The following is an 8,370-nucleotide window of genomic DNA, read 5'->3' on the forward strand; positions in this document are numbered from 1 at the left end:
CCGGTGGCAGGCTTGGGCAAATAAGCGCCAATAAAAACAAAATGGCGCGGGGATAGTCACGGGGTAGAAATGACCAGGACGGGTAAAGTTACCGTCGGCTGGCGCGTTGCGCTTGCTGTTACGGTGTCGATGCTGGCTTGTGGTAGCGCCAGCGCACTGACACTCAAAGAAGCCGTTGCCGTCGCAGTGGAATCCAATCCGGAGATTGGACAGGCGATCGAGAACCGCGAAGCGATTGAATTCGAGCTGCGGCAGGCCAAAGGCCTTTATCTTCCCAGCGTCGATCTGGAAGCATCGACCGGCGTTCGGCGCCTGGACAACGACACGCGGCGCGCGCTCGACGAGGATCACAAAGCCCTCTATCCGAACGAGGCCGATCTCACGGTCTCGCAGACGCTTTATGACAGCGGCGCAAGGCGGGCCGAACTGAACCGCCAGGCCTCGCGGGTCGATGGGGCTTCCTTCAGGGTTCTGGAACGATCCGAGTTCATCGGGCTGGCAGTCGTCCAGGACTATCTGGAATACATGCTGCAGGCTTCGATCGTGGTCGAAGCCAAGAAGAACCTCGGCTTCCATCAGTCCATCCTCAGCGACATCAGGCAAGGCATCGCGGGCGGCGCGCTCAACGACGCCGACCGGCAGCAGGCCGAGGAACGCCTTTATGCGGCCAAGGCGCGGATGCAGGAAGCCACCGAAGAACTCGAGGCGGCCAAGATCCGCTTCTTCAAGAATGTCGGCAAGCCGCTGACCAACGCCTCGCGGCCGGCCGATGTCGCAGCCGCCCTGCCGCGGTCGCTGGACGATGCGATCGGGCTCGCCAGGCAGAACAATCCACGCGTCCATATGGCCAACAGCGACATCGACGCCGCCGCTTCGCTGGTCGACGCAGCGCGGGCGAAATACGGCCCGACGATTACCGCCGAGGGCGTTGCCCGGGGCGGGTATGACATCGACGGCGACAATGGCGATGCGAGCGACCTGCAGGCCCGGGTGGTGCTGCGCTGGAACCTCTATCGCGGCGGCATCGACAAGGCCAACGAACAGGAACAGATCCGCCGCACCAGCGAGCAGCGCCTTGCGCTGCACCAGGTGCTGCGCGAGATCGAGGAAGCCGTCCGTACCTCGTGGGACCGCCGCTTCCGCCAGGCGGAACTGGCAAAGACGCTGCGCCAGCAGGCAGCCACCAATGAAAGGCTGGTTGCTTCCTACCGCGAGCAGTTCAAGGTCGGGCAGCGCTCGCTGCTCGACGTGCTCGATGCCCAGAACACGCGCTTCAACACCGCGACACTGGCCGACACATCATCCTACGCGTCGCTGTTTGCAGAATACCGCCTTCTGGCCGCGACCGGGGAATTGCTGAAGACGCTCAACATCCAGCCGGCCAAGCAGTCCGCGGCCTACGCCCGTGAGGAATTCGGCGCGCCGGCTACGGCCGATACCGAAACTTATGCGCGCACGTCGTCGGAGCAGAAGAACGATCTGCCGTTCGACATCCTCGCGCCGGTTAGGAAAAAGTAGCCGATGTAGTATCGATCTTCGGTCCTTCGGGGCGGATCGTGAACCAGCAACCTCATATCCTATCGCCCAAGGAGGCTTTCAAGGCCTGCTTCTGCGCTGTCGCGGCCTATCTCGGCAGGCCGAGCGCGGAAACGGTGCTGTTCGCCGGCGTGCCGATCTCGGAGACGCGCATCGGGCCCGACGAGATCCGCCATCTGGCCGAGCGCATCGGCCTGGAGGTTCAGGATTTCAGCCATCGCGATTTCCTGCGCGGCCGCTTCGATCTTCCGGCGATCGTCTTTCGCGCCAGCCAGTTGCCGATCGCTCTCCTGGCGGAAATGGAGGGCGGGCAATATCTGACCGCGCCGCAGGAAAACGGCCGCACCACGATCGGCAGGCCGGAACTCGCCGAAAGCTATATCAGCGGCGGCACGTCCTTCTCGATCACCTATGCCAACCAGGCCGAGGAGATGACGGTCGGCACCGCCGCGCGGATCGAAAGGCGCCATTGGCTGACCGGCACCATGGGGGCATTCTGGCGCACCTACTCCAAGGTGGTGCTGTCGGCGATCTTCATCAACCTGCTGGCGATCGCCTCGCCGATCTTCACCATGAACGTGTACGACCGCATTCTGCCCAACAAGGCGATCTCGACGCTCTGGGTACTGGCGCTCGGCATCGGCGCGGCGATCCTGTTCGACCTGCTTCTCAAGACGGCCAGGGCGTCGCTGATCGACTATGCCGGCCGCAAGGCGGATCTGCGAATTTCCTACCTGCTGTTCGAGAAAGTGCTGAATTCCTCGCTTTCGGCGCGGCCCGGGTCGACGGGCGAATATGCAAACCGCATCACGCAATATGAGTTCGTGCGCGAGTTCTTCACCTCGAACACGATCAGCGTCTTCATCGACACGATCTTCGTCTTCGTCTTCCTGGCTGTGATCTACGCCATCGGCGGCTGGCTGGTGATCATACCGGCACTGGCCTTCGTCATCTCCGTCATTGTCGGGCTGATCACGCAGCGGCGGATCGGCAAGCGGGTCGCGGCGTCGATGAACGAGGCGTCGCAGCGCCAGGCCCTGCTGGTCGAGTCCATCTCGACGCTGGAGACGATCAAGTCGCTGCGCGCCGAAGCCTACCTGCTGCGCAAATGGGGCGAGCACTCGAAGAATGCGGCCAACACGTCGGAAAAAATCAAAGAGCTTTCGGCGGCGGCGGGCAACATCACCGGCGCCATCCAGCAATTCGTGACGGTCGCCCTCGTGGTTGCCGGCGCCTATGCGTTCTCGGAAGGCCAGGTCTCGACAGGCGCCATCATCGGCGCCGTGATGCTCGCCGGCCGCGCCGTGGCGCCGCTCGGTCAGATCGCCATCACGCTTGCCCGGTTCCGGCAGGCCATGCTGTCGCTCAAGATCATCAACACGATCATGTCGCAGCCGGAGGACCGGCCCGACACGGTCGGCTTCGTCAACCGGCCGATCCGCAGCGGCGCGCTGGTCTTCAAGAATGTCGGCTTTGCCTATCCGGGCACGGAAAATGAGGTTCTGAGCGGGCTCAACATCGCGGTCCGCCCCGGTGAACGGGTCGGCATCATCGGCCGCATCGGCTCCGGTAAGACCACGATGGGCCGGCTGATCGGCCGGCTCTTCCTGCCGACGTCGGGAGAGCTGCTGCTCGACGGCATCGATATCCGCCAGTACCACCCCTCGGAGGTTCGCGCCGCGGTCGGCATCGTCGCGCAGGCCGGCGACCTGTTTTCGGGCACCATCAAGGAGAACCTCCTCATGGCGGCGCCGGAGGCGACCGACGAGGAGATCATCGACGCGGCGAAAGCCGCCGGCGTCGACGACTTCGTCTCGCGACATCCGCGCGGCTACGACATGAATGTCGGCGAGCGTGGCACCAATCTGTCGGGCGGGCAAAGGCAGGCGGTGGCGATCGCGCGGCTGCTTTTGACCAAACCGAAGATCGTGTTCCTGGACGAGCCGTCAGGTTCGATGGACCTCGCTTCCGAACGGCAGTTGATCAAGCAGCTCAAGGTGGCGTTCGACCGCAGCACGACGCTGATCGTGTCGACCCATCGCTACAGCATGCTGGAACTTGCCGACCGCCTCATCGTCATCGACCAGGGCCGCGTCGTCGCCGACGGGCCGAAGGAACAAGTCATCCAGGCGCTGCAGAAGGCAAATGCCTGACCGGAACGTATGGATATGCTAGCAAGGGAAGACCGGCCACCCCTATTCGCCTCGGCCTCCGTCTACATCGTCGGAGCGCTGTTCGTGTGTTTCACGGCCTGGGCGTCGTTCGCCGAGGTCGATGAGATCGCGCGCGGCGACGGCAAGGTGATACCCGCTTCAAAGACCCAGATCATCCAGGCCAGCGAAGCCGGCGTGGTGCAGGAGATCGCCGTCCAGATCGGCCAGACCGTCAAGAAGAACGACCTGATCATCCGTCTCGACAATTCGGGCAACACGTCCAGCCTTGGCGAAGAGAAGGCCAAGGCGCGGGCGCTGCAGGCGCGCATCGCCAGGCTGCAGTTCGAGCAGAGCGGCAGTGTCGAAGGGTCGTTTCCCTGTCCGGCGGAAATCCAGAAGGTCGCGCCGGAGATCTGCGACAATGAGCAGAAGCTGCTCGTCGCGCGCCGCGACAATTTCGAGGTCAAGCTGTCGGTTCTCAAATCGCGCCTCGACCAACGCGAGAAGGAACTCGACGAGGCCACCGCCAATGCCGACCGCCTGTCCAAGAGCCTTGCCGTCACCGACCAGGAGGCGGCGCTGGTCGAACCCATGGTCAAGAAAGGCCTGATGGCCAGGACCGAACAGATCCGCGTCGAGCGGGAACAGACCGACCTTCGCGGACAGCTGACCCTTGCCGGCGAGACCATCAAGAAGACCCAGGGGGCAATCACAGAAGCGCAGCTTCAGGTGAACGAATTGGGGCTGCAATTGCAGCAAGAGGCATTGAGCGACCTGACGCAGGCGCTCGCCGATCTGTCCGTGGTCGACGAAACCATCCGCGGCGCCACCGACAAGGTGGCGCGCACCGACATCCGCTCGCCGGTCGACGGCATCGTCAATACGCTCGATGTCAACACGCTCGGCGCCTTCGTGCAGCCGGGCGCGGTGGTGGCCGGCATCGTGCCGACCTCCGAGACGCTGCTGGTCGAGGCCCGGGTTTCGCCGCGCGACGTCGCCTTCATCCAGCCGAATCAGGAGGCACTGATCAAGGTCACGGCCTATGACTTCTCGATCTTCGGCGGCATCGAGGGCAAGGTCTCCAACATCACCGCCGACAGCCTCGTCGACCAGAAGACGGGCGAGCCTTATTACCAGGTACGGGTCGCCACCGACAAATCGACGCTTACTAGGAACGGCAAGACCTATTCGATCATCCCCGGCATGATCTGCTCGGTCGACATCAAGACCGGACGCAAGACGATCCTCAACTATCTTTTGAAGCCCATCAACAAGGCGCGTCAGGAGGCAATGAGTGAGCGGTAGCGCCATTCATCCGGAGACATCGCGCGACCGGCTGCTGCCGGCGCTCGCGGCCGAGGATTTCGGCCCGGAATTCCGCGTCGTCGCGCGCGGCGGCGTGCGCCGCGGCATCCGGCTGGAGCGCGCCTTCTGGGTTACGCTGAAGCAGATGGCCGAAAGCCGCAAATGCACGATCGGCATGCTGGTCGAGGAGATCGCCGAACATCATCCCGACCAGGGCAATCTCACCTCGGCAATCCGCGTCGCCTGCATGCGCGGCCTTGCCGAAGAGAGCATGGAGCTGCGCAAGCTCGCTTCGATCCGCACGATCAACGCGATCCTGGTCGCTTGCCCCTCGCCCGCCTTCGCGCTGTCTTCGTCGAAGAAGATCCTGGCCTTCAACACGCCGTTCCAGCAACTGGTCAGACGCCAATTGCCGAACGCGCCCGGCGAGGATGGGCGCCAGGACCTGAAGCTGGCGCTCGATCTCAACGTTCCCGACATCTTCGCCCGGCTCGACGCCAATGGCGAAACACCCGTCACCAGCGGTTTCGTCATCGGCGCCGGCGAGCGCCGCTATCGCGGCCAGCTCAGCGCCGTGCGTGCACCCGTCACCGAGCCGGAACTGCTGATGGCTTTCGTCTATAACGGCTGAGACCATTTCAGAAAGCACGTGCCGGTTTTGTCGCGCGGAATTTGCGGAGAACGGTACGGTTGCCGTTTGCGTGAAACGCTGGAACCGCCGCAGGCTACTGCTTCGGATTCGAAGCCACTGATGGTTCCGGCGATCCTTCGCCCGGCGCTACCGTCGTGAAGCCGCCGGCGATGTCGGCGATCTGCGCACCGGACTTCGACCCGTGGATCCAGGCGCGATCGGTGCTGAAGGAATAGAGCGGAACATAGTCGGGCAGATCGCTGTCGCGCATCACGGCGTTGCCGAGGCTGTCGAGGATGAAGGCGCCGCTTCCCGTGCTTACCGACAGGACGGCATGGAAGAACTTGCGGCGCCGATCCTGGAGCACCACCAGCGACATGCTCTGCGCCGGGATGCCGGCCCTGAGCAGCGCCGCCATCTTCAATATGACGAAATCCTCGCAATCGCCGGCCCGATGCTCGAGGATTTCCGAAGGCTTCGCCCAGTAGTCGAGCTTGCCGTAGACGGCCATATCCGACTTGTAGGCGATCAGGCGGTTGATGCTGCTGTTGACGAAGGAGAGCTTCTCGCGAAAGCCCTTCTCGGCGGCAATCTTGACGATCTCGGCGAAGGCCGGGCTCTCGTGGTCGCAGGCGCTGCCGGCGGTGCAATCGACGATGGCCGTGTAGACTGGAGCCCAGCGCGCCGCGACCGGAAAGTTGCGCATCGACAAGGCGACGGAGCCGAAGACGCCGGGAATGATCGCGGCAGTCTGGATCGGGTCGATGCCGGGACCGGCCATGGCGGTCGCGTTCGCTTCAACCTGATAAGATGCTGTCGGCGTATAGCCCGCTGAAACCTCCGCGATCCGGTAGGCGGCGGCCGGCTGCCAGGGCTGCGGCCGGGCTAGCGAAACGCCGCCGAGACTCCCCGGCGCAAGCACCTTTTGCAGGGTCGGAGCCACGGCCGAATTCACGCTGGCGGATGACGGATTTGCCTGAACGGCAAGGCCGATCGCCAGCAAGAGTACCTTGATCCCCGTCGGGGCTGCTTTTTGTATTTCCATAACGCCCACCTTTGACTGTGGACGCTACCAATCTTGTCTCAAATTATCGGAAAGGAAGGTGGGTAAATTTTAGCGAATCACGCTATTCTACTTTGCATCAAATTTTATTCAAAATTATACTTCTATTTACCAAGGCGGAAGGCGAGCGGCGCGGTCAATCCCGCCCTCCTTAAGATCATGCATATCCAGATATATCATCGCAATTTACCACGTGTAAAAAATGCGATTCTCTACATATTCTAATATATGAAATAGATTGAGGGTCTGTTGCAAAGCGCGGGCCTGACATGTCTCTTTCCGGGAAATGCCGGAGGGGCTTTGGCTATGACGACCAATATCGAATTCGACGCCGTTTCAAATTCCTGGGACGAGCATACGAGCGCCGCTGAAAATCATATCTCGACGGGTGTGCAGGTTGCGCAGGCGACCACCGGCCAGGCGGCGAGCGAGCCGGTGCCGGTCGATGTCGGCAGCGGCGCGCCGGCGCAAGGCGCAGCCAATGCGCCGGCCGCGAACCAGCCGGCGGCCAATGCGAATGCCCCTGCTGCCAACGCTCCGGCCTCCAATGCCGCCCAAGGAAACGCACCGGCTGGAAACGCGCCGGCGGCGAATGCCGCGGCTACGAACGTTCCGCATGAATATCATGCCGAAGCCGGCAATGTCGTGAAGCTGCCGGCGAATGTCTCGATCGACAACATCAAGGTCGACGGCCACAATCTGGTGCTGGTGCAGCCCGACGGATCCGAGATCGTCATCAAGGATGGCGCGCTGAACGTGCCCACCTTCATCCTCGGCGATGTCGAGGTACCGCGCGTGGCCCTGATCGCCGCGCTCGAGGCCAGCCATGTCGATGTCGCCTTCGGCGCCGACGGCTCGATCTCGGCCGGCGGCAACGGCTCGCCGGGCAGCGCGGGCGGAAATTTCGAACATCCCGCAGGCGGGATCGGCGACGGCTTCGGCCTCACCGCCCTGCTGCCGCCGACGGACCTGGCGTTCGGCCAGCCCGACCATCGCGAGCTGTTCCCGGGATTGCTGCCGGACACCACGCCGTCAATCGGGACGATCGGCGCAGCGAGCGTAGACGAAGCTGGCCTGCCAACCCGTAACGGCGAACCGGCCGGGTCGGATTCCGCCTCCAACTCCGAAACCACTTCCGGCACCATCGCCTTCACCTCGCCGGATGGCGTGTCGCAGGTCACCCTCGGCGGCCATGTGTTGACGACGGCGCCCCAGACCTTCACCGACGCCACGGGCTCGCTGACGGCAAGCTATTCCTTGAATGCCGCTACCGGCACCGGCACGATCAACTACACCTACACGCTGCTCGACAACACCTCGGGCGACAACACCAGCGTGAGCTTCGGGGTTGGGGTGACGGATGCGGACGGCGACGTCGCTCCTACCGGAACGCTCGTCATCAACATCGTCGACGACGCACCGACCGCGGTCGCGGACACCGACGTGGTGCCTCCGGGCTCACACGCCAAGATCGACGGAAATGTGATCACCGGTGCAGGCAGCGACGGCAATGCTGGCGGCGCGGATGTTAGGGGCGCCGATGATGTAACCGTCGTCGGCGTCGCGATCGGCAACACCAATGCCGACCTCGACAGCGCCGCCACCGTCGGCACGGTCATCCAGGGCCTCTACGGCAAGCTGACGCTCAATGCCGACGGCTCCTACTCCTACACCCGCGACGC

6 protein-coding genes are annotated in these 8,370 nt (G+C 63.3%); 5 read left to right on the plus strand and 1 reads right to left on the minus strand.

Annotated features, from left to right (window positions below):
* The first annotated feature begins 69 nt into the window (after positions 1-69).
* The 4 genes from LB553_RS19220 to LB553_RS19235 are packed head-to-tail and all read left to right on the plus strand — an operon-like array spanning position 70 to position 5,625.
* Entirely contained in the window at positions 70-1,518 is a 1,449-nt protein-coding gene (locus tag LB553_RS19220) for a TolC family protein (RefSeq protein ID WP_224515815.1), read from the plus strand.
* 38 nt (positions 1,519-1,556) lie between these two features.
* Complete coding sequence (locus tag LB553_RS19225) at positions 1,557-3,689, plus strand: type I secretion system permease/ATPase (RefSeq protein WP_224515816.1); 2,133 nt, start codon at positions 1,557-1,559, stop codon at positions 3,687-3,689.
* Between the two features lie 15 nt (positions 3,690-3,704).
* Positions 3,705-4,994 carry an HlyD family type I secretion periplasmic adaptor subunit gene (locus LB553_RS19230; RefSeq protein ID WP_224515817.1) on the plus strand — a complete coding sequence of 430 codons (1,290 nt, stop codon included), beginning with the start codon at positions 3,705-3,707 and terminating at the stop codon, positions 4,992-4,994.
* Positions 4,984-5,625, plus strand: coding sequence for a ribbon-helix-helix domain-containing protein (locus LB553_RS19235; protein ID WP_224515818.1), 642 nt, complete (start codon positions 4,984-4,986; stop codon positions 5,623-5,625). Before LB553_RS19230 ends, LB553_RS19235 begins: the two co-directional genes overlap by 11 nt.
* Positions 5,626-5,719: 94 nt before the next feature.
* Here the strand turns inward: LB553_RS19235 and LB553_RS19240 are convergent, their stop codons facing one another.
* Positions 5,720-6,670 carry a transglutaminase-like cysteine peptidase gene (locus tag LB553_RS19240; protein ID WP_224515819.1) on the minus strand — a complete coding sequence of 317 codons (951 nt, stop codon included), beginning with the start codon at positions 6,668-6,670 and terminating at the stop codon, positions 5,720-5,722.
* 324 nt (positions 6,671-6,994) lie between these two features.
* Here LB553_RS19240 and LB553_RS19245 point away from each other — a divergent pair.
* Positions 6,995-8,370 (plus strand): VCBS domain-containing protein (locus tag LB553_RS19245; protein ID WP_224515821.1); only part of this gene is annotated, 1,376 nt, incomplete at its 3' end.

The organism is Mesorhizobium sp. CA8, from assembly GCF_020164955.1.
Classification (GTDB): Bacteria; Pseudomonadota; Alphaproteobacteria; order Rhizobiales; family Rhizobiaceae; genus Mesorhizobium.